Origin of the sequence: Sanguibacteroides sp. AM78-02pH3A (assembly GCF_027666085.1) — a bacterium.
Lineage (GTDB): Bacteria > Bacteroidota > Bacteroidia > Bacteroidales > Marinifilaceae > Gabonibacter > Gabonibacter massiliensis.
Genome location: NZ_JAQEHX010000001.1, coordinates 18061 through 42184 on the forward strand (window position 1 = coordinate 18061; position 24124 = coordinate 42184).

At 42.3% G+C, this 24124-nt stretch carries 13 protein-coding genes and 1 pseudogene; 4 read left to right on the forward strand and 10 right to left on the reverse strand.

Annotated features, from left to right (window positions below):
• Positions 1-61: 61 nt before the first annotated feature.
• Together PGR74_RS00075 and PGR74_RS00080 are read right to left on the reverse strand one after the other, a co-directional pair.
• Positions 62-2731 (reverse strand): PAS domain-containing sensor histidine kinase, encoded by a 2670-nt coding sequence (locus PGR74_RS00075; RefSeq protein WP_052634746.1) that lies wholly within the window; start codon positions 2729-2731, stop codon positions 62-64.
• 325 nt (positions 2732-3056) lie between these two features.
• A complete protein-coding gene (locus PGR74_RS00080) occupies positions 3057-4325 on the reverse strand; it encodes an LruC domain-containing protein (RefSeq protein ID WP_041504000.1) in 1269 nt (422 codons plus the stop codon).
• Positions 4326-5076: 751 nt separating this feature from the next.
• On the opposite strand from PGR74_RS00080, the gene PGR74_RS00085 reads away from it, so the two are divergent.
• Both PGR74_RS00085 and PGR74_RS00090 read left to right on the forward strand, forming a co-directional pair.
• Positions 5077-7725 carry a zinc-dependent metalloprotease gene (locus PGR74_RS00085; protein WP_041503999.1) on the forward strand — a complete coding sequence of 883 codons (2649 nt, stop codon included), beginning with the start codon at positions 5077-5079 and terminating at the stop codon, positions 7723-7725.
• 109 nt (positions 7726-7834) lie between these two features.
• A pseudogene (locus PGR74_RS00090) lies at positions 7835-8794 on the forward strand (MATE family efflux transporter).
• 4 nt (positions 8795-8798) lie between these two features.
• On the opposite strand, the gene PGR74_RS00095 reads toward PGR74_RS00090, so the two are convergent.
• The 4 genes from PGR74_RS00095 to PGR74_RS00110 all read right to left on the reverse strand — a co-directional run bounded on the left by PGR74_RS00095 (position 8799) and on the right by PGR74_RS00110 (position 13349).
• On the reverse strand, positions 8799-9206 hold the full coding sequence (locus PGR74_RS00095) for a Crp/Fnr family transcriptional regulator (RefSeq protein WP_235375090.1): 408 nt from the start codon (positions 9204-9206) through the stop codon (positions 8799-8801).
• Positions 9203-9376, reverse strand: coding sequence for a hypothetical protein (locus PGR74_RS00100; protein ID WP_235375089.1), 174 nt, complete (start codon positions 9374-9376; stop codon positions 9203-9205). Before PGR74_RS00100 ends, PGR74_RS00095 begins: the two co-directional genes overlap by 4 nt.
• A 180-nt stretch (positions 9377-9556) precedes the next feature.
• Positions 9557-9964: a carboxypeptidase-like regulatory domain-containing protein gene (locus PGR74_RS00105; RefSeq protein WP_041503998.1), complete on the reverse strand. Its 408-nt coding sequence runs from the start codon at positions 9962-9964 to the stop codon at positions 9557-9559.
• Between the two features lie 112 nt (positions 9965-10076).
• On the reverse strand, positions 10077-13349 hold the full coding sequence (locus PGR74_RS00110; RefSeq protein WP_041503997.1) for a golvesin C-terminal-like domain-containing protein: 3273 nt from the start codon (positions 13347-13349) through the stop codon (positions 10077-10079).
• Between the two features lie 400 nt (positions 13350-13749).
• Between PGR74_RS00110 and PGR74_RS00115 the strand changes: the two genes are divergently transcribed.
• Positions 13750-16383: a transglutaminase-like domain-containing protein gene (locus PGR74_RS00115; protein ID WP_041503996.1), complete on the forward strand. Its 2634-nt coding sequence runs from the start codon at positions 13750-13752 to the stop codon at positions 16381-16383.
• 48 nt (positions 16384-16431) lie between these two features.
• Positions 16432-16719: a putative quinol monooxygenase gene (locus PGR74_RS00120; RefSeq protein ID WP_041503995.1), complete on the forward strand. Its 288-nt coding sequence runs from the start codon at positions 16432-16434 to the stop codon at positions 16717-16719.
• An 80-nt stretch (positions 16720-16799) separates the two neighbouring features.
• Here the strand turns inward: PGR74_RS00120 and PGR74_RS00125 are convergent, their stop codons facing one another.
• The 4 genes from PGR74_RS00125 to PGR74_RS00140 are packed head-to-tail and all read right to left on the reverse strand — an operon-like array spanning position 16800 to position 24120.
• Positions 16800-18095: a DUF4302 domain-containing protein gene (locus tag PGR74_RS00125; protein ID WP_082027492.1), complete on the reverse strand. Its 1296-nt coding sequence runs from the start codon at positions 18093-18095 to the stop codon at positions 16800-16802.
• Positions 18061-18948: a substrate import-associated zinc metallohydrolase lipoprotein gene (locus PGR74_RS00130; RefSeq protein ID WP_041504999.1), complete on the reverse strand. Its 888-nt coding sequence runs from the start codon at positions 18946-18948 to the stop codon at positions 18061-18063. The genes PGR74_RS00125 and PGR74_RS00130 overlap by 35 nt, the downstream gene beginning before the upstream one ends.
• 8 nt (positions 18949-18956) lie before the next feature.
• Positions 18957-20396 carry a RagB/SusD family nutrient uptake outer membrane protein gene (locus tag PGR74_RS00135; RefSeq protein ID WP_041503992.1) on the reverse strand — a complete coding sequence of 480 codons (1440 nt, stop codon included), beginning with the start codon at positions 20394-20396 and terminating at the stop codon, positions 18957-18959.
• Positions 20397-20448: 52 nt separating this feature from the next.
• The gene (locus PGR74_RS00140) at positions 20449-24120 is read right to left on the reverse strand and encodes a SusC/RagA family TonB-linked outer membrane protein (protein WP_052649373.1); all 3672 of its coding nucleotides are present in this window, start codon (positions 24118-24120) and stop codon (positions 20449-20451) included.
• Positions 24121-24124 lie beyond the last annotated feature (4 nt).

Consider the following 24124-nt stretch of genomic DNA (forward strand, 5'->3'; position numbering starts at 1 on the left):
TATTGTAACGAAATCGAAACAGGTCGTGTGATTTTGTTGCGTTTGTCGTTGGGTAAAGTATTTAGGGTAGTGTCGTATTTGTTTGACTGTTGTCGTTTTTCTCCGAGTGGATATGACATGGAATCCATGCCCAAAATAGACTTCCCTCGTTTATTCTGGACGTAACACCGATTTTTCCATTGTATGCGTTGATAATAGCCTTACAGATAGCCATTCCGAGTCCTGTGCCTTGGGCGAATTTGTTGAATTTTTCGAATCGTTCGAATACTTTGTCGATATTGTTCTCTGCTATGCCGCAACCGGTATCTTTAACGAATAATTTGACGCCTCCGTCACGGGATGTAAATCCCATTTCTATACATCCTCTCTCCGTGAATTTTGCTGCATTGGTAAGAAAATTCGTTATGATTTGTGCAACCCGCAGTCGATCTAAGCAAACGATGCACTTTGATGTCGGTTTGGTCCAGATCAGCTGTACGCTATGTTTAAGTTTAGGCCGGATCATGATCTCTTGTTCCGAGAAGAGTTCGGTCAAATCGAATTCGCAATCGGTACGACTGATATAGCCTGCTTCGATTTTTGACAGGTCGAGAATATCATTGATTAAGTTGAGCAGATACTCGCAACTCGAGTCGATGATTCGTTGATACTCTTGTCGTTCTTCCAAAGATTCGGCCGTGTGTATGAGTTGAGAGAAGCCTACGATGGCGTTTAACGGAGTACGTATTTCGTGACTCATATTGGCTAAAAAAGCAGATTTAAGTGCATCCGATTGTTCTGCTTTCTTTTTTGCTCGGGCTAACTCCTCTTTTTGTTTGACCTCTTCGGTAATGATTCGATTAATCCCTAAAACTTTCAGTTGCCCGCTTTGGGGGTCTTTTATTTTTTGTCCGATGATATGATTCCACTCGTATTTGCCGGATCGGAGTGTTAATATTTGGCTATTCAGTTCTTTCGTTCTTCCGTGGATTAAGTCATTGGCTTCTTGTTTGATTCTAGCCCTGTGATCTGGATGTACAAAGGTGTCGATGTATTCCTCGAAGGTGGATTCCTGGTCAAAAAAGAGAGCTTCTTTGCTGTTCGAGTGAATCATGCCGGTGGATAAGTCCCAGATCCAAGGGATGATTTTTCCGACGACAAAAGAGAATTCAAGCAAAGTTTTGCTGTACTCGATTTCCTGTTGTGCTCTTACGTGTTCTGTGATGTTAAGTGCTATCCCTATGACTAATTTTCTATTATTCTTTTTATCGATTAATGGAAATTTGGTGATATGCCACATGAAGTTATCTTGATTGTTTGTCCCTATCTCTTCATCTATCGTCAGTATATCGTTACACCCGATGACATTCGTGTCTTGCATACGGTAATAGTTTGCCTTTTCCGGTGGGAAAATTTCATAATCTGTTTTCCCTATAATCTTTTTTGTATGTACGATAGAGTTACAAAACTCTTTATTAGCTATTACGTATTTATACTCGTCATTGGCATCTTTGATAAAGAATGCACAAGGCATATATTCAAGGATGGCCAATAGTAATTGATTTGTTGCGGCATTTTTTGCTTCGGATTGTTTCAATTTGTTATAGGTTGCTTCCCGTTTCGTGATATCGTCTATACGAAGTACGACTCCTTCTACTTGTTCTTCTTCATTGATGATTGGGTTGGCCGTTATTTCAACCGATAACCCTTTGGGAGTGGTGAAAGTATGGCATTGTACTTTGCGGGAAGCTATGGCTTGGAGTGTCGGGCATTCCATGCAAAATGGAGCTTTTTTTTTGCCGAATGATCTGTAACAGTGGGATCCTACCCGGAAATGATTGACGATCTGTGTATCGGAGAATACTTTCGATACGTTTTCCCAAAGAATTTGGTAGTTGGAAGTCATATAAACGAATCCGGAATTTGCGTTGTCCAGGATTAGTTTATTTTGTTTGATCAGGGTGGTGCGATTGGTTTCGTAAAAAAGTTTTTTAGTAGCGTCTTTTTGAGAACCGATGATGATAGATACTTTACCGTTTGGAGTGTATCGGTAAGGTATGGCGTGTATGTCCAGATCTATTTTTTGGTTAAATAGATCACGGATTTCCACTATGAATTTTTGAAATTTACTTCCGTGATGGATGATCTGTTCGAAAGCATCGATAAGTAAATGACGATACCCTGGCTCAATGCGCAGAAGTAACTCTTCGAGTCTCATCTGTTTACCGATAACCGTATTGTTGTGGACGGATGATATGATTTTTTTTTCCACGTCATAGCTCCATGAAGATAAACCTCCGGCGATTAATGCTCCGTGTAATTCTTGGTTGTGCGCTTGTGTTTCTCTCTCTTTTTCTATGTTAATGAGATTTGAGATGTCGCGAATCTGGATCGTTATTCGTTTATTCGGGATTCTGGAGACTATTATTTCTATGTCTCTGTCATGAAGATTGTCTTCGAAATGAATCGTTTTACCTGTTTTAAGGACGGAATCGAAAATAGTGTCGATTTGACAACAAAGTTTTTGATAGGGAAAGGTCGGATCTTTACAGTAATAATGAAGAGATTTGCCTGTAATTTTGTATAGATGATCGGCTATTGTTTTTTGAGAAGGGACGTTGTAGATGCGAATGACGTATTTGTTTTTATCCAACAGAATAATGGTTTGTGGTAAGGAACCGATCATTGAACGATATAGCTCAAGTTCCTGCTCTATGGTTGTCGTTTCGGGGTTTTCGTATAATTTTTCCATCGTCGGTAGAAGTTTCTGTCGTATTTCGTTTTAGATATGATCCAATTTATTTTCAATGCTCTTGTTAAATCCATTATCTACGTGTATTTCCACCTCGGCATATCTTAAAATGAAAGAAGCATGCATTTATTTCCAATATATGCAAAATTAGTAATAAAATTGATATATTGCTAATAATATGGTTATAAAATGAAATAAAATGGAGTTATGTTTTCCTGCAGATTGCCATTCGATGTTTTTTATTCGTTTCGTTGTTTGTAAAAAAATAACTTCTTCGTAAAAAACGAAGAAGTTATTTCTTAATATTACTCTTACCTTTATGGGGTTATTTAACTAAATTGGCATTTATCCGATTGTCGCCTTTGTCTTCATACCAGTCTGTGTTTGCGGAGCCTCCCGATTGGGCCCATTTGGCAAAGTTGGGGTAAGCTTTTAAAAAATCTGTGTTTTCATAGGCATGTGGGATGTCTGCCGGAATGCTTAAACCCCATATCAGATTGGTTTTGGAATAATAGTATTTATTCGGATTGATATTATTGCTGTTGGCCACTAAGTTGTCATAGACGGATTGTCCTAACAGCGAGGGGGCGAATCCTCCCAAGTGTATTTCTCTTTCCGTGTTGGCAATAAAGAAATCGAATTTATCGAATGTCACGTCTTCGATAGCAATCGAATTTCTGAATTGGACGAAATAGGCAACTGTAACCCAGTCGTTTTCCGGCATTTCGTAACCCCGTTCCGTATTTAGATATATTGCTCCCTTAGGTTTTTTGTCATTCTTTTTGATGTCTTTAAAAATAAAGGTGGCAGGAGTATGAACACTATTTCCGGGATTGAGTTGTACCATTTCAGCGGTTGCGACGGCGTTATGACTGCTGTAAGGGGTGATTTCATCGATCTCTCCTCCTTTTACCCCCGTTAACGTGAGATAAAAATCATTAGGAATAGAGCCACCTACGGCTTTCACCCGGATACCGATCAGCATGCTGTTCACTTTATTTTTGTTTTGCATGTAAAGTTGTATTTTGTAATTGGCAACCAGATCGTTAAAATCATAGTCTCCGTAGCCAGGCCATAAATCCTCGAACATTAATGTGCCCCAACCGTTATTTTGGGCGGGATAATATATTGTCCCCACGTTTTGTTGGGGAGTACGTGCTATTGCTCTTTGAATGTTGAAGATTTCGGTTTGGGGTGCAACATACTCCTTGCTGTCCCCGGGGATCGTGCAGGACAAGGTTGTCCCCGCCGGAACTAATTCCACTGTTTTAAAATTCCCGTCCTTCGTTTCGTATTTTACATACACTTTTTTCGTGGAGGTCGGAAGGTTTAGATATACGTTATCGGTTTCGCGACCGACGATAAAAGTGGCAAAAGATGCCTCTTCTTTCGCGAGCGATACTTCCACTTTCGTATCGTGTTGGGCTGTAAAGTTACAGACTATGTTGGCAGAAGTTTTCCAATCGAAATTGGATGGTATGTTTAATTTCGTAACTTTCTCCGGCGTATTAGTGCTCGGGGAACTTTCTTTTACGCATGAGTAGAAAAAAGTCATGCCCAGTAACAAGAAAGAGAATAAGGTGATTCGTTTCATTGGTGTGATGTTTTATGTTTCTGGTTTGCGGTAAAGGTATGATATTATTTATAACTAAACAAATAAATGTATTGTAAATATATCTATGTAGAAATATTTATGTTTATTTATGAAGTTTGATCTTCCTTTTCCTGTCAGGTAGGCTCCGCCGATAATCAAAACGAAACCCACGGCGGTCCTTGCGGGCACCGGTTCATTAAGGATGTAAAGAAAAGGCCGTCAACGTGTTGAGGGAAGTTAAATAAAGGTAATGGCTGGGCGGGTACTTCTTAACTCTTTTACGGCAGGATTCCAATGTATGAAACAGACGAAAGGGGAGATTATTCCTAAAAGAAGCGCACCATACGGAGGGGGATAAAAGTATTTGGGTATTGAAATGCAAAAGGGTAAAAAAAGAATACGGGTTGAAAGGTCATTCACCCGTAGATGATACTTTTCGGGTAATAAAGGGGGGCGTAACGGATGATAAAGCGTACGGTGATGTTTATTATGCATATATTATGAATATTCAGTAATAAAGCTACAAAGATATGAGAATCGAAAAGTTTTGATTTTTGGAGAGAAAAGTATGTTAAAATAGTAGAAAAGAGATGAGTGTGTTGTGTATGTTTCAGATTATCATATGGTTATTGGAATATGCATGAATAAGAGGCGTTTTTTTCTTGTTAATTTATCGTTAAAGTAGGGAGAAGAGTATCGTAATGTGGAATCTTAATGTAATTTTATCGCATATTTATTAAAATTTGTTTGTATGAAAAAATGGATTGTATTATTTGTGGCTGCATTGTTTGTTGTGCCCTTTGCCAATGACAGCTATGCTGCATCACGCAAAAAGAAAAAAAACAAGAACAAAACCGAAGAGGTAGCTCCGAAAAAGAAGGAGACTCCCTATGAAAAGTTGATGAAAAAACCGGGACGCGAGACTGCCGAGGGTAAATTCTTGACTTTACACAAAATCGATGGTAAATTGTATGTAGAATTACCGTTGAAGTACATTGGACGCGATATGTTGATTGCTTCTACCACGGCAGAATCCAGTAATTCTGAGATCGCTACCGTCGGTTATAAGCCGAACGATCCGTTACATGTTAAATTCAATAAGATCGACAGTACGATCGTTCTTCAAGAAGTGAATGCCATAACCGAAGGTGATCCTCAGTTGAAATTGGCTTTGGAAAGGAACTATATGGATCCTTTCATGAAGAAATACAAAATCGAGGCTTACAATGCGGATAGCACGGCGGTGATGATCGATATGACGACCATGTTTACCGCGAGTGAACCGGCTCTTAGCCCGATGTCCAGTTATTACGGCTTTTTGAACGTGGTTTCCACATTGAAGCCGGATCTGTCTATTTTAGGTAAGATCAAAGCTTTTGAGGATAATGTTTCCATCGAGTCTTATATGACTTATTCCTATAAATTGCAGTTTTGGATGTTTATTTTCGGAAGCGGAGAGGTGACTGCTAAAGTTAACCGGACCATCCTTTTGTTACCGGAAGAACAAATGAAACCGCGTATCGCTGATAGCCGTGTCGGAATCTTCCTGACCGGTAAACAAAACATCACGATGGCAGAAGACGGTATTCAGAATTATACGTTAGCTAATCGTTGGCGTTTGGAACCCAAAGATATGCAGGCTTGGGAACGCGGAGAACTGGTAGAACCCGTTAAGCCTATCGTGTGGTACGTGGACGATGCTTTCCCGGAAGAGTGGAAAGAACCTTTGAAAAAATCCGTGTTGGTTTGGAATCAGGCTTTTGAAAAAATCGGTTTCAAAAATGCCATGCAGGTATACGATTTCCCGAAAGACGATCCTAACTTTGATCCGGACAACTTGAAGTATTCTTGTATCCGTTACGTGCCGATAGAGGTTGCCAATGCTATGGGGCCCTCTTGGGTTGATCCGAGAACAGGTGAAATTATCAACGCTACCGTACTGGTGTACAATGATGTTGTTAAATTGATCAATAACTGGCGTTTTGTTCAGACAGCTCAGATCGATCCTTCTGTTCGGACGAAAAAAATGCCGAAAGAGATTATGGATGAGTCTCTTACCTATGTGTTTGCTCATGAAATCGGACATACGTTAGGTTTGATGCATAATATGGCCGCTTCTAACGCCTTCCCGGTAGACTCTTTGCGTTCTGCTTCTTTCACTCAGAAATACGGAACCACTCCCTCTATCATGGATTATGCCCGTTTCAACTATGTTGCTCAACCGAATGACAAGGGAGTTAGATTGACTCCTCCTGATATGGGTATTTACGATTTGTATGCTATCAAATGGCTGTATTCTCCGATCCCCGGAAATAAATCGGTAAAAGAAGAAGCTAAAGTATTGGAAAGCTGGGTAGACGAAAAAGCCGGCGATCCGATGTATCGTTACGGAAGACAACAAATTTTCAGCCGTTACGATCCGAGTGCGTTGGAAGAAGATTTAGGTGACGATGCTATGAAAGCCGGTGATTACGGTATCAAGAACTTGAAATATATTTTGAAGAACTTGAATAACTGGATTACGGATGATCCTTCAACCGCTCATCGGCAGGATTTGTACATGAGTATTGTGAATCAATATTTCCGTTATTTGAACAATGCATTGGTGAATGTCGGCGGTATCTACTTGTCTGACGTGAAAGACGGAACTCCCGGAAAACGTTATCAGGCCGTACCGAAAGAGGTTCAAAAGAAAGCCATGAATTGGGCTATCAAACAAGTTCGCAACAGCGATTGGTTGAATGACAAGGAGTTGACTTCCAAATTCCCCTTGGCTTTGAATATGTCTATCACTTTGAGAGCTGCTGTCGCTAAGAAATTATTCGGATTGAATAAGAACGTGATGGTATCTTCTCATGTGGCTGACAAAGCTTATTCTTTGAAAGAGTTCTATGACGATTTGTATGCCGGAATTTGGGAACCGACGATCCAAGGTCGTAAATTAACCGAAGGCGATAAATTGTTGCAGAGAAATTTGGCCGCAGAAGTTGTAGCCTCTGTTAACAAAGTAGTAGGGAAGAAGAGTGGCGGATTGTTCGGATTGCAGGGTGAAAACCTCGAACTCGATGCCTATGCTCCTTCCGTAGACGAGATTGTTGCTTACGGATTGGATGAGTCGGGAGCTGTTGCCCGTTTCCAAAAACGTTTACGTCATATCGAAAGCGAGTACGGCGCCGGATGTGTTGCCGCTCAGATGCAGAAAAATCAATTCGGCGATGTATACGGATACGGATGGCAACGTGAGGTTCGCATCGACAATATCGATGAGACCGGGGCTTACAATACGGCTTTGATGGAAAAGATGATCTCTTTGCTTAAGAGTCGGATCCCGTCAGCTAATGCTGCCGACAAAGCTCATTACCAATCAATTCTTTTGTCTTTGGAAGCTGTGAAAAAATAAGATAATCGAATGTTTTATAAAAACGTGTTGGGGAGACTCAACACGTTTTTTTTGATTTATATCAAGTCAACCTGAGAGACTGACTCTTATTTTTGCATCGTTAAAATGAATGACGATGGAAGATCAGAAGAGCTTACGGGTGCGATTGTTTAAATTGACAGGGCCTATTTTTATCGAGACCTTGTTGATCATGTTGTTGGGTGCGATGGATACCTTTATGTTGAGTCGTTATTCCGATGATACGGTTGCGGCCGTGGGGGTGGTCAATCAATTGTTGAATCTGGTCTTTTTGGTATTCGGCGTGAGTACTGTCGGGACTTCGGTACTTTGTTCACAATATTTGGGGGCAAAGCGGCATAAGAATGTCATACAGGTTGTGGGCGTTTCCTCGCTTTTTAACACGTTGATCGGTTTGTCTATCAGTGCCGTTTTGTTCTTTCGGGCAGAATCCTTGTTGAAGATGATGAATCTTGATCCGGGCTTGGTTGCCGACGGTTTGGTTTATATGCGAATCGTGGGAGGTTTTGCTTTTTTTTCAAGCGATTGCTTTAACTCTATCTGCCGTGTTGAGAAGCCATAACAAGGTTTTTTATCCGATGCGTGTGACCCTGCTGATGAATGTACTGAATATATTAGGTAACTATGCCTTGATTTTCGGAAAGTTCGGGTTACCTCTGTTACGGCATTATTTAGTAAGACGATATTCAGCCTGTTGACCCGTAATCCGGAAATCGTTGGGATGGGAATAGTGATACTGTGTATCGATGTCGTGTTGGAGGTGGGGTGTGCCGTAATTATTCTTTCCGTGAATGTTTTGAATGCGGTAGGGGATGTGACTTATCCTTTTGCGACCGGTGTTATCGTGATGTGGGGTGTGGCTACTGCTTTAAGCTATGTTTTCGGTATTAGCTTGGGATGGGGATTAGCCGGCATGTGGATTGCCTTTACCCTGGATGAGGGTATCCGGGCTATTGTTTTTGTACGTCGTTGGAATAGCCGAAAATGGGTCGGGAAGAGTTTTGCCCGGGTAAAATCTCTGCCCAAAGACTCTTGTTCCCATGCAGCTTAATGCTTTATAGGAGACCTGCCCGTACCCGGCTAAGGCTTTCCGGGGGCATACCGAGACGGGAAGCAATATGGACGAGAGGGGCTCTTTTTATGGTCTCCGGGTGTTCGTTTGCCAGCCGATGGTAACGCTCCCTGGCGGTTTCAAAACGGCAGACATCTGCTTTTTGTTGTGATTCGATAAGCGAGTTCTCTAATAATTTGCCGTAAAAGTGTTCAATCTCATGATTCTCTTTCATCAGGGAGTGTAATTTATCGTAAGGCATGGAGTAGATAACCGTAGGTTCTAACGCTTCTATGATTAGTCGGCTTGGTGTTTGTCTGAAAAAACTCTCGAGTGAAACAAATAGTCCGTTTTCGTAGACGAAGTGTTCGGTCAAATCCCGTCCTCCCTTGATATAGTAAAGACGGATCATCCCTTTCTCAACCAGGCTGTAATACAGACATACCTCTCCTTCCCGTAAAAAACCTCCTCCTTGTCCAATTCGAAACGGACCAGAATATCGGCTAATGCTGCCTGTGAGGCCGGGGATATATAGGCCGCCTGTGTGACCAACGATCGTATGATTTTAGACGTATCTTCCATACGGCCAAAATTATGATTTTTAAATTTAAAATGAATTGTTTGAGTCGATAGATCGTATTAGAATCGATTTCTATTATTCGTGAAAAAAGGTCTTTTATAAAATGAATGAGGACTGGGCCCTGTATAGTTGGGCTCTCAGTCCTTTTATTTGTCAGCAGTTAATGGTATTTTTTTATCACGCTAAACACAATTGTACTCCTTGGGGAGCCATTCGTTCTCTTCCTTTTTTATATAGAACGTCTTTTTTTCGAGAGAAAGAGTCGGGTGATAGGCTAATAATTGTTCTATTTCTTCGTGCATGATGACATTTATGATTGATTTTCCTGCAACCCTGACTTCTTGAGGCGTATATCCTGTATAAGAAAAAACCAAAATGTCATTTTCGAGAACTTGAATATTATATTTTCCTTTTTTATCCGTAATTACCCCCCGTGCAGTCCCTTTTATTTGAACAGATACTCCGGGTAGGGGACCGAAATCATCTTTTACTTGTCCCGTTACAGTTTTTAATTGAGCAAAAACACTTATATTCAAGCCTATTATAAAAATAAAGAGCATGAATCCTCTTTTTGTTATTATTTTTTTCATTTGATTTTAATTTTAATGATACACAAAAAATAAAAGTAACGTGTACTTGTATAAACCTCCTTTCGATTGTACACTTGTTTTTAATTCATAGAGAGCTCCGATTTTCATCGGATTAATTTTTGATACGCTTCCATTTCACCGCATCGGCAATGAGACGTTGTCCTTTTACTCCTTTATCCAAAAGGGTCACCTTATTTTCTCCTTCCAGAAGTTCGAATTCACCTAATAATACCCATCCCGTATCTTTTAAAATATCAATCTCGATCTCCCGTTCTGCTCCGTTTTCCTCTATGGTATAGTATTGTTGCAGAATAGTTCCTTTTTCGTGGAGAACGCTTGTTATCCATGGAATGTAAACCCACAGCTCATAGCGACCGGCTTTGGGGACAGAGGTTGTCCATGAAACACTATCTCCTTCTCTCTCCCGTAATCTTGCATAAGCACTTAAAATGTGACTCCCGTAACAATTGTCTTCAACAATAGGTGTCCATTTATTCGAGTTGACCTCCAGAAATTTTCCGTATTTTTTTTGTTGCGGAGAGAAGTTTGTAGTGATGTTTTGGTACTTTGTTACTTCATCTATCGTGAAGCCGGGATCTTCGTTGTCTACGATAATTTCTCCGGCAGCAAGTTGAAAATAGTCAGGATCCATATCAAAGATGCCCTGAGAAGTGTCCGAAGAGACTATTGTCTTTCCCGGTTTGGCAGTCCAGTTGATCGTCATGGGAATATTTTCAGACAATCCCGTGTTAATGAGTATTTGAACCGGACGAGTTTGAGTAATGAACCGGATCTCTTTTGCTTTTCCCGCTCCGATTTCAAAGTTATTTGCGTAAACGGGACGACTCCTTGCACTAACGGATATGATTGCATCTTCTTCTGTGGGATTATAGATTCGGAAATGGCTTGTATAGCCTTTCAGCTCTTCGTGTTGTAAAGCATCAGTCTGGATATCTTTTATGATCAGTCTGGGACGTTTGTTTTCATTATACCAGTAAGATAACCATGGCATAAGGTCCCAGTCGAATCGGTCATAAAAAGCTTGTGAGAATTGTTCCAGAGAAACTTCTTGAAACATATGAGCCTGTCTGAATTCTTGGAAGAATCGGTCGAACTCAGGGCAGGAGACCTTTGTTGCAATTTTATTTTTCAAAAATAAACTCATCTGATCGAATATGGCAGAGGTCACTTCCATGTCCAATTTTTTATTGACGGAAGCTTCTCGTAAACTATGATTGGCTAAATAAGAGCGTGCCTGTTGTATTTTATCCGTTCCGTTATAGTTTCCTGTCGTCATTTGCCATCTTACATCGTTAATTTTCCATTGAGGAATCCGGGCAAGTATTGGATCTATTCCCGGATAATTTTCAGAATAGATGTAATTCACGTGGTCCGAATACATTGGCTTTATGCAATATAAATTTGGAGCATAACTCATTTCGACGGCATTTCCCCGGCGTTCTTCCGTGTTCATGAAAGGAATGGATGTCCAAAAAGAGGCATTGGATATTGATATTTGATCACTCCAAAACAGATCGTTAAACAATGATTCCGTTTCTGCAATTTGGTTTTCTATCTCATCGGCTTCTTCTGCACCTATTATTGAAAGGTTTTGATCCTTTCTGAAAAAGTTTATATCTGGTAATGTGATCGCTCTTTCCGGAATGAAAACAAGAGCTGGTTGTATCCAATCGCTTCCTCCCTTCCAGTTTCTTGCATAAGAAGTAAATGTTGCCGGTATTTCGACTACCCGTAATTCCCGGAATGGATAATCTTTTAGAGTCGTTTCACAGATTACTGGAAAAATATTTTGCAACTCTTTAAAAGGAAACATTTTCCAGTGAGCATTATCGATATAATAAGCCTCTATGGAAAAACTCTTCATTTTTACTACCTCTTTTTTATACGATCCTATGCACAGACTAATTCCTGTTAATCTCTCTGTGGGCCGGAAATAAGTCGTGTCTTCCCTTTCCAAACATTCGCCCTGTGAGATGACGGTACGATCCTTCGGGTGAATGACTTGGAGCATGTATGTGGAAAAATCTTTTCCCGTTGCATAATTGGATCCAAGATTAACCGGAGGGATGACTACGGGATACCATAAACATTCCGGAGTCAGAAGAGTGTAATCTGATTTCAGGAAAGCATATCTTTTTCCGTATCGCCACAGCGGGTCCAGCCAACGGGTTTCCTCACGTACCTTGTCAGGAATATCCAGATAACATATCCGTTCATCGATGTAGCCCTCGTATTTTACCTGCAGTATAGTTTCTTTATCCGGTTTTATCGCTTGGTTTATGATAATTACTTGATTCTCCCGGAGAAAAGAGATTTTTTCTCCTTTTGAAGTGATTTCTTGTACCTTTAGAGCGGGGTTTAAATACAGAATCATTTTCGGTAATTCCCGTTTAGTCTTATTTTTGATCCATAATTTGGCTTGAACCTCTATTCTATTTCCTTGTTGTTTATAAATAATATCTTGCTGTTTCATGCTCAAATCTTGGCTTCCGGCATATTTTAGAAAGGTGTTCGTGTATCTCTTGCTGGCGATGCAGTCTTTTTGAAAAATATAGAAGTATCCTAAACAACAGAGTACGCCAAACAGTAATAATACAAATGCTCCTGTTTTTGCTCTATCTAATTCGTTGCGGTCTGACAAACGATGAAATAGCCAGACGGTAACGCCAAGGCATCCTAATCCCATCGACAAAAATGCCGAGCGCTGTAACAGATAGACAAGTAAGTTCGGATGTCCCGTGACGGAAGAAAATAAGTTCGGGATCCCTATACCTAAAAAATCGAAAGTACCGCGGTAGATTTCAGGCAAATAGGAATAGCTGATTCCCACGTATGTCAATAATACAAATAAAATTAGAGATTGATGTTTTATCCAGCGGGCAACCAGTAACGAGAGTCCAATCATGAATAGTAAAGAAGGTAAGGAATAAGTTATCAGATAGAATAGGTATAACCAAGGATCTAATGGCGAGGGACTTCCCCAAAGATTAATACCTAAGGCCAATAAAAGAGCGATCAGGTTTAATTCGATGAATACCTTTGCGATTCCTCGTGCTCTGCCGATAATATATTTCAAATTAGACAAGGGGCGCACGTGAAATACGGAAAGGGTATCCGAACGCTTGTCTCTCGTTGTGATCTCCGCAACCACCAGAACAACCATGATGGATTGTGCAATAGTGAACAGATAAGTATTTAGCCAGGGGATGGAAGAGGGAAGGGCTATACGATGCCATGCTGTTCCTGCTCCTCCTTGTAAAATATATTGTAGTAAAGTGATTGATAACAAAGAAATTACGGCAAATACACGGAATCCCCAACTTCGTCTCAATAAAATGGATTCATAATGGGCAACAATGTTCATATTCGCTTTTTTATTATGTATGTATAGAAGACACCGTGAAAATATAAAAGGATGAGTGTATTTTTATAAATTATATATTATTAACTAAAATAAATTTATAATAAATAAATATTCAGTCGCATCGAAATTTGATAATTTGAAAATAAAGGAAGCTAAATGTGTTATTGTTTGATTGTTATATTTATATCTCGAATATAGGCTATTTACCAAGTACCTGAAACTGTTATTTTGCCTTTTTTTAACTCTGTAAACTTGCTCTTACAGAAACAAGCATTCATCCTGTCCGTTCAATAATAGAGGAAAATAGTTATATTATTTTGAAAAATACCTCTGAATTGGTGAAATAGTAAAAAAAAATCGGAAAATATCCGTTATATTTGCTCTATAAACTCCTATTGAGATGAAATTACTTATTATCGGACTGGTTATGTCCCTGTTTTTTACTTGTTGTAAGCATCCGCATTTTATTTCGGATCGGGATTATCGAGTGGAGGTCCGGCATGATTTCGACCGTAAAAGAGAGATGTTGATAAAATCTTCGGAAAATGTATTGGAAATTTTCGATACCCCCATGAATTGGGAAGAACGGGAAGCGATGGAGTTTTTGTATGCCTATTCTCCGTTGGTGGATATCTCCATGCAAAGCGGTACGTTCTTTCTAAAAAATGTCAGGGCTTCGCTTCGGGCTAAAGAGAAGATGCCCTGGGGAAAAGAGATTCCGGAGGTGATTTTTCGTCATTTTGTTCTTCCGGTTAGAGGGGGAAAGGAGGCATTGGATTCTTCCCGCGTTGTTTTTTACAGGGAGTTAAAGGATAGGGTAGGAGGTTGTAGATCTATGGAAGAAGCGGCTTTAGAGGTCAATCACTGGTGCCATGAGAAGGTTGTTTACAGACCGACGGATGCGCGTACTTTTTCTCCTTTGGCAACCGTGAGCACGGCTTACGGACGTTGCGGGGAAGAGTCGGTGTTTACATTAGCGGCTTTGCGGGCTGTGGCTATTCCTGCCCGGCAGATTTATACACCCCGTTGGGCACATTGTGACGATAACCACGCCTGGATAGAGGTATGGGTGGATGGAGAATGGAAATATTTGGGAGCTTGTGAACCCGAACCCCGGTTGAATATGGCCTGGTTCACCGTTCCGGTACAGCGGGCTGTTTACGTGGAGGCGGATGTTTTCGGACGTTATAAAGGAGATGAAGAGGTGGTATATGCCACTCGGAACAGTACCGGCATTAACGTGACGGCTCATTATACGAAGACCAGACCGACGGTCGTGCAAGTTATTGATTCTCTTCAACAACCTGTTGCCGGAGCAAAAGTGGAATATCGGTTGTTTAATTACGGAGAGTATTATCCGATAGCGACTTTATATTCGGATAAAGATGGAAACTCCCGTTTGACTTTGGGATTGGGTGATCTGATCGTTTGGGTTTCCAAGGGAGAAAAATACGGCTTTGGCAAGTATGATGTAAGGGAGGGGGATACCCTTCGGATTGTCTTGAATAAGGATTCGGATAGTCGATATGCGGAAGAGTATATTCTGGTGCCACCGGTCGCCGAACCTGTCGCCGCTATTGCCAACAGTGAAGAGCGAGCCTTGAATGACAAGAGATTTACGCGGGAAGATTCTATCCGAAATGCTTATGTCGCTTCCTTTATGCAGGAAAAGGAGGCTGAAGAGATAGCGAAAGAGTTGGGCGTTGATCCGGAACAATTCGTTCGGTTCGTAAAAATAAGCCGGGGAAACTACGAGGAGACGGTCCGTTTTATCCGGGAGATATCCCCGGAGAGGAGAGGGATGGCTATGGCGTTGTTGAGCGTGGTTCCGGAGAAAGATTTGCAGGATACCCCGGCTCGGGTATGGACGGATCATTTGAATTCGGCATGGAAGTACAGGGAAACCCCGATGTTTAAAGAGTATGTTTTGAACCCCCGAATCAGGAATGAATTTCTGACGGCTTATCGTTCGTTATTGACCGATTATTTGTCGAAAAAGCGGATCTCTTCCGTGTCCGATTTGACGGAGGAGATAGATCGCATCTGTTTGGTAGATTCTATTTATCCGGCAAAAATCATTACTCCTCCGGAAGGAGTTTTGCGGACAGGTTTTACGGATTCCCGTTCGAGAGATGTTTTTTTCGTTGCGGCTTGCCGCTCTTTGGGGATTCCGGCTCGGATCGAGCCTGTTTCGGGGAAACCGGAATATTATGATAATGGAAGTTGGAGATCACTTTCGGTTGCCGTATCAGATTTCGTCGGGCCGAAAGGGAGGCTGATGATACGTTACGAGGGAGATGAGGTAAAGGACCCGAATTATTTTTTGAATTTCACGATAGCTCAATTGAGAGATCAAACGGTCCGTACCATAGATTTGGGAAGTAATGCCGCGGTGGATATGGGAGCCGGAGCTTCTTTAAAAAGCATATTTGCAAAGCCGGTAACTTTAGAGGAGGGAAGCTATCTTTTGATCGCGGGTAATCGTAGGAGTGACGGTACCGTATTGTCGAATATGACCTCATTTCGGATAGATCCTGATGAAACAATTGTTTTGGACATGCATATCGCTCCATGTAAAGAAGTGAACCGAATATTAGGACATATTGATCCTGATTTGGCTTGTGGTTTGGAGGAGAATGGTAACCGGGAATTTTTAGAATGGCCTTTGGCGGGTTATACGGCCTTGGCTTTGATAGAAGCGGATAAGGAGCCTACTAATCATCTGTTACGGGATGTTAGTAGCATGAAAAGTGATTTTGAAGAGTTAGGAATACCGATGACATTTATTTTTCGGAATAAAGAACAGTGGAAAAAATTTGATCGATCGGCTTTTCGACCCTTCCCGACCGTTTTGAGTTTTGGTTATGATGTCGAGGAGGAGGTGTGGCGTGCATGGGAAAAGGCCTTGGAATTAAAAACGAAACAATTGCCATGTGTTATTGTGGTGAATCGAAAGGGAGAGGTCGTATTTATATCCCAAGGGTATAGGGTGGGCTTAGGTTCTCAATTATTAAAAATGATGCAATTAAAATGATGGGGTGGAATTTTGTGTATTATGAATAAAGGTTAAAAAGTAAAACAGATGATTAGAATTAATGTGGCTCTCCGGGTAAAATTAGAGAACAAGGAGAAATTGATAGAAGTTTTGCGGGAACTTGCTGTTAAATCGCGGCAAGAGAACGGATGTATAGGGTACGATATTTTTTCAAATATGATGGAACCGGATCGGTTGGAGATTATCGAGACGTGGGCAAATGCCGATGTGCTGGAAACCCATCGCAATACGGAACATTTTATCCGTTTGGTCCCCCAAATGATTGCCCTCAGCGAGGAGAAAACGACCGATAAATTCACTTACGAGGTAATCTGATATAAGGAAAAGAGGTTGTCTTCGATCTCGTTCTTGCCGGTTTATCGAGCCTGAGACGGAAAGACAACCTCTTTGAGGGCTTATAAGGGCTCTACGAGCATGTAGATATAGGGATCGTCGTTTTGAATAAACCAGTATTTGCCGTTTCGCAAAACTAACGTGAACGCCCGGTCCGCGAAGACCTGATACAGATCGGGAGCGATATCGGCAGCGTATTCTTCGGCTTCATCCGATTGCGCTTCAATGACATTCATCGTCATGACATCTTTGTCGTACCGGAAGTCCATATCCCATACCAGGTATCCCCACTCTTCGCTATAGAAATTCAATTCGTTCATATCTTCGTCTTTTCCGTAGTTCACGTAGAATTCAATATCGTAGAAATCGGGATCATTTTCATACACCAGATCGATAATATTCTGCATTTCCCCGCTGTATTCGATAACGACGAATCCGCCTACTTCCTTTAAAAATTCTTCCGTGGAATTTCCGAATCGACATGGTTTCTGCTCCGTGTAATCCAGGGAACCGACTTTTGTCTGTTCGCTCCAGATTTCAAAATTATCATCGGTTTCATTATAAACCAAGCGGGTGATATTAGTATTATTAATTTGAAAAGGTTTCCTGAACTCAAATCCGTCGTCGGTTATTTTTATCGGTAAATGCTGGGTGTAGAAAACATTGTTTTCTTCCCATTCTAAATTGATTCCGCATCCCCTCCAAAGGCAAAACTTCGTATTCGCTCCCTGAATATTCATCACACGATAAAAGGGTTTATTCGGATCGGGAAGCAATCGGTTGTACATGGCTAATAGTTTTTCATAAGTAAGAGTACCCGTATCGGGTTCGAACTCGATATGACTCTCCGGCTCAAAAGTACTGCCGCGGCTTTTGAAATAGAGTAATCCGTTTTCTTTCCGCTCGAGTTCGAAGCGGAAATCACCTTTGTTCAGACTATTTACTAATGTGGCAAAAACGGAGTAGGTGTCGAAAATCAAATCTACTTGCTGGGAATAGCGAAGGGCATAACTGCTCTCTTCCGTTATGATCTTTCCTTTCTTGGAATAGGTGATTTCAGCCCGGTTATTCTCTTTAAAAATAATTTTAAGGTAGATATCGTCGGCCGATTCGTTGTAAATATAGTGTGCGATCCATCCCTCTTTGGCGGCGATTAATTCGTTTTGAATTTCGCTGACGCTTTGGGCGACTCTTGCCTCCGGGGAGAGTTCAAAGAGGTCGTCTACTTTATTGTCCTGGCAAGAGACAATGAACGTTGTGCATATTAATAGTAAAAAGGTAGTCGTTTTCATATCGTTTCTATTTTTGGATTTGACAATGGTCTTATTCTTCATGTCCCAAACGGTGTTGTAAGTCATTTCGAATGTTTTGCAGATCGACACCGATCCGTTGCAGGTACTTTTCCATTGTCAATAATTTTTTCTGGATAATTCTTCTTCCCGCGTTCATTTCTACCACGTCTTGTACCTGGGAGGGTTTAAGTCCGCCGGTCGGTTGTTCGTTGAACACGTATTCCAAATCTGCATACGGGCTGACGATCCAGAAATAAAAAAGTTCCGCAAAATCCTCTTCCGGGGCAGAGCAGGCGTAATTGGAGACCATACCCAGTTTAATGGCGTCTTTGAGTTTCAACGATTTCCATCCTCCTTTCGTGTAACTGTCAGGGGTGATGTCGCGATAGTCGTCCGGAAAACCGAACGTTTGGTGGAGAATATGGGCGTATTCGTGGAAAGCGGTTTCCAATTGTCCCGATATCCATTTCTCTTTTTCGATGTTATAGTCATTTACCTCCGTGAAGCGGATAAGAGTTCCTCCCTCGGCCTGTCCGGTGACCCGCGTGCCGTCCATGTTGTAGGCCGATGACCCGATAAGGAGGATCATGCGCGGGAAGTTTTTTACCACGAACTCGCGGGAAGATCCGGCTTCCAGGGGGCCGATCCAATACGCTTTTAAAAATTCGGCCATCGGTACTACTAACTCTTCTTCGACCGGATAAATATAATACCAGTCGTCCGGAATCAGGTTTTTAATATACCGGTATTCGACAATCGTGTTATAGGGTCGGAAAAGTTCGTTTAATTGCTTATCCAGCTCCGTGTTTGTTTTTGTCGGAAAAAGTTCTTCTTCGGAGGGGAGTAACGAATCGTTGTCGGAACATCCGGTTAGGACCGAGACGACAAAGAGTAAGGCAAAAAATATCTTTGTTTTCATATGTTCATTTATTTATTGGGTTCAAGTCCGGCTTCGATCGCGTAACCGGGAATTTGATAATCTTTGTTCGGTGCGATTTCGGATAAACGAATAGTGGTACCGTCCTGCAGCAGATGCTCCACATCCAGGTTATAGCGTTTAATGTCGAACCATCTCATACCTTTCATCAGAAATTGTACCCGTCTTTCGAAAAGGATATACCGGATCATGGATTCCTGTTCCGTGTCGGCCGGATAGGCTTTTTGTATGGCGGCTCTGCTTACTTTGGAGTTGTTGTAGTTGTAATAGACTTTTTTGCCCAAAGCATGTAACATCTCCAAAGCCTGATCGAAATCTTCTTCCCGGGCGTATCCTTCGGCGGCATTGAGTAAGGCTTCCGACATGGGAAACAGATCGTATGCCGAATAGAGGGTGTTCTCTTTTTCCGGGACAAAAAAGTACATGGGCGTAAATATGTTTCCTGAGGTAAGGTATTTGCCTTTTAAACGGAGGTCGTTTTGTTTGAACGGATTTTTTAATTCCGTGTCCTTAATTCCGTCTGTCAGTTGATAAATAAAGGCATAATTGACCATGGTAGCCGAAACCTGCACCAATCCCACTTCGCCTTGGGTAACATCGACAGGACCTTCCTGGTCTTTCCCGTATTCGGTCCAGGAGCGCATCACCAGTAAGCCTCCGAATTGTTGGATTGCTTTATGGGCATATCGGATAGCCAGCTCTACATCTTTTTTATCCTGATTTCGGAAGGTGTAAAAACGGGAGGCATACAGGTATACCGTCGGAAACGTAAAATGGTATTTACTCGGATTGAATAGTTTGGGGTGTTTTTCCAACAAGCGGATTCCTTCCTGCAAATCTTCTTCTGCCAGTCGGTATACCTCTTCCACGGAAGCTCTTTTGTAATGAACCACCAATCGGTCTTCGGGTTTGACAACGTAAGGAATGCCCGGATCTGTCGAGGCCGTGGATTTGTCAAAATGTTTTGCGAATAGGTTGACCAGCATGAAATGGCAGTAGGAACGGACAATCAGGGCCTCTCCCCGTATAACTTCCGCTTTGGCCGATTCTTCCGGAAGGATTTTCAATTTATCCATAGCCTCGAGGGCATGGTTGATGTTGGCAATGGAGCTGTACGTGATCGTCCAGTAAGATGCCGGAGCATCCTGATGCGTCTGGTTCCGGAAATCGCGATTCCATGTATACAGGTCTTCGATTGTTTCCTGCGTGCGGTTTACCCCCTTTACGGCAGTGACATCGTCGGAAGACATGTGTGTAAACCTGAAACCGTACTTGTTCTGGTAAGCTCCGGTGACCGTTTGATAGACCTTGTCGAGGTTATCGATTTCCATGCGCTCGTCCGGAGATACGTCTAAAAAGTCGTTGCATCCCGTGAAGCAAAGAACGGCAGAGAAGAGCATGGCATATAGCGGTAAATAATATTTTTTCATCGTTTTGAATTTTAGTTCCGTTTATTCTTTTCTTACTACGTTTGTCGTAAACTTAGAATCCTATATTTAAGGTGAATACATATTGGCGGCTGATGGGCATGATGGTGCCTCCCGACCAGGAAAATTCAGGGTCTTCACCGCCTAATTTCTCTTTATCCGCCAACCACAATAAGCCCACGTTCGTGGCTGAAAAGCCCAGGTTTACATGATCTATCGATAGCTTTTGCATCCATTTTTTAGGCAGGGAATAGGATAGGGACAAGTTCTTTAACCGGATAAAGGAAGCATCGGCTAACCATAAATCCGACATACCGTATAGATTGTAGGCCGTAGAGATATCCGTTTCATTGGAACGGTTATAGTAATCCTTATCCAAAATAGCCGGGATAGAAGTGATTTTTTCATCTCCCTTTACCCGCCAGCGGTTTTTTAATTTGGAAGGTAAAGCTTCCGAATCGTAATATCCGTAGCTGTAATTTTGCATTACCCGTTTTTTGTGACCGAATTGTCCGGTGAACAAGGCCGAGAGCGAGAGATTGCCGAAGGTAAAAGTATGTTGCATGCCGGCATTCGAGGTGGGTTCCAAATTCCCGCTATAGACGAAATCGCTCCAATCGTAGCTTTGTAATTTCAGGTAGTATACCTGTTCATCGTTTTTATTGAAAAACATGGGAACCCCGTGGTCGTCCAATCCGGCAAAGCGGGAGGAATAAATGCCTCTTACCGGGCCGTCCAGTACCGGAACGCCGTATGTGCTTACCGCTCTTCCCACCCAGTCCTGGCTGATCAGTTTTACAATCTTGCTGTGGTGATAGGCATAGTTGATGTTAAAGTTCCATCGGAATTTTTGTGTTTGTGCCGGAGTGCAGGTTAAGGTTAATTCTATACCGTGCGAATGCATATCTGCAATATTTCCCAGTTTAAGACGTTCGCCGCCCACTCCCGACGATGGGTAGGCTCCTATCAAGTCGAAGGCCTTTCTGTTGTAATAGTCGATGATCAGGTTTAACCGATTTTCCCATAATCCCGCATCTATTCCGGCGTTGAATTCATGTTGCTTTTCCCAGGTGAGATCCCGGTTTCCCAAGCTGACAATGTCGATCTCCAATTCGGAAAAGGAGGGATGGAAGGGGTGGTTGTTCACCCGGGTACGGGCTAATAGGGTGGAGTTGGTCGCGTTACCGAGGGAAGCGTTCAGCCCGTAGGTCAGACGCAGGTTCAGCTGGCTTAACCATTCGATACGATTCATAAAATCTTCCTCCTTTACGGCCCATTTGCCACTGATGTTCCAGGTGGGCAACCAACGGGCGGAGCGGGCATGTCCCAGGCGGTTGGAGCCGTCATAGCGAATTGTTCCGTTAAAGGTGTATTTTCCCTGGAATGAATAGCCGTAATTCAGGAAAAAGGCGGCAAAACGGTCGAAACCTTTGGCTTTTCCGAAATAGGAGCCGCCTACCGATTCCAAATACTCCATGTAATTGGCCGAAGGCTTGGATACATTTCCCGCGTCGAAAAAATGGCCGAAACCATAATTCCAATCCTTATCCCGGTTGATGTAACGGATTTCTGTTCCCAACAGGAAGGTAAACATATGGTTTGATCCTATCCGGGGATTCCAGTTGGCATTTGCATTCAGGTAATAATTGAGCATCTCGTCACAATAGGTTTCGTAAATGCCCCCTTCCGGCAGGATACTGTATTTGATCCCCGAATTATCGCCCGGTTTCTGGAATAGCAATCCGTTGTTTTCTTGGATCAGGCCGGAATCGTCCGGTCCGGTTCCAGCCCGGTAAGCTTTGGCTTCATTGGAATTTTCGTGTACTTTTCGATCCAGTTTGGATAGGTAATACCGGGCGGATACTTTTCCGGAAAGGGAAAAACTACTCGTGATGTTGTAATTGATATCTGCCGTAAAAGACATATCCCGGACCGTCGCTTCAATCCTGTTTTTGGACAATTCATCCACGATATTGTAGTCCGTATAATTTTTCCGGAAGAATTCCAGGTTGCCGTTTTCATCCCGGCAACGAATAGCCCGGCTGGTTTGCAGGGCATACAGGAACGGGTTGTTGTCGAAGTTTCGTTCGATTCGTCCCGTGTAACGATCCACGCCGTTCACGTCATCCGTACTTTGCGAGGCGCCTGACAGGCGTTGCTTCCGGAAAGACATATTGGTGGAGGCCGTTACCGTCAATTGCTTCGTGATATCGAATGTTCCTTTTAATAAAGCCGTGTAGCGATCTACTTTATCGGCTATCGTCCATCCGTCGTCGTGCAGATAACTGATGGAAGCGTAGAAGGTATTTTTGGTTCCTCCTCCCGCAATGCTGAGCGTGTGTTGCTGTTGTATTCCCGTACGAAAAAGTTCCTTGAACCAGTTCGTATTTGCGGTCTCGTATTTCCGTAAGAAAGTATTGATTCCGTTGTTGTTATCTACCCACGCGATTTCGTTTTTGGCGATGAGGTCGAACATTTTTCCGTAAGGACCGTGATCGATAGCGGATGGGGTCTGGGCTATGTTGATCCAACCTTTTTCATAGAGTTCCCGGTTCACGGACATCTGTTCTCCGGAGTTCAGTATGTTGTAGTCGTCGTATGAGGGTATGGGTTTGATGCTGATATTGGTCGAATAGTTCACGGACATCTTTCCTTGTCGTCCCTTCTTGGTGGTGATTACAATGACTCCGTTCATGGCTCTTGCTCCGTATAGGGCCGTTGCCGATACGTCTTTCAATATTTGCAGGGAAGCGATGTCGTCCGTGTTCAATCCTGCCACGCCGGAGCTGATGATGGTCGCTATATTTCCGGAATTCAGCTCATCCATGGATACATTCACGGCATCTTCCAGTACTACGCCATCGATTACCCATAAGGGTTTTTGGTTCCCGTAAATGGAAGAGGCCCCGCGAATCCGTAATTTGGGAGCACTACCGAAAGTACTCGATACGTTTTGAATGGAGACTCCCGCTACCTGGCCTTCCAGGGCTTTGGTGATATCCGGTTCTCCGGGTAGATAGATATCCTTCATGTCTACTTTCGAAGCGGCTCCCGTGAAGAGTTTGCGGTCGATTTTTTGATATCCGGTTATCACTACTTCCTCCACGCTTTGTATATCTTCCTTTAGAACGACGCTCATCGGTTTTCCCTTATACATAACCTCCTGGCTTTTCATTCCCACGAAAGAAAAAGTCAATACGATCGTATCCTGTTCAGGGACGTTCAGCTGAAATTCTCCTTTTATATTGGTCGTACTCCCCGTGTGGCTTCCTTTCAAAATAACCGATACGCCCGGCAAAGGTTCTCCGGCTTCGTCTTTTACGATGCCCTTTACCGTGATCATGGTTATTTTTTCTTTCTTCTCTTCCCTGCTTTTGATGATGACGAGCTGGTGATTTATTTCGTATGTCAAATCGGTTTTAGCCAAACAAATGGTTAGAATCTCTTTTAACTCAGCCTGTTTTACATCGATTTTAATCGGGGCTATTTTGTCGATGTCTTCGATAGAGTAGAGAAAGGTATATTCTCCTTTTTGTTCGATGATTTTAAAAACTTCTTCCAATGTCCCTTTCTCTAACGAGATATCGTATTTCACGGACTGGGAATATACTCCTCCGAAGCTTTGAAGTATACTGATTAGAAAGAGTAGGATCGTTAGTTTCATTTTTACAAAATTAGCGGACTCTTCTCCTTTGGAGCGCGGGCCGGGTTCTCGTTTTTTTTTCATAGAT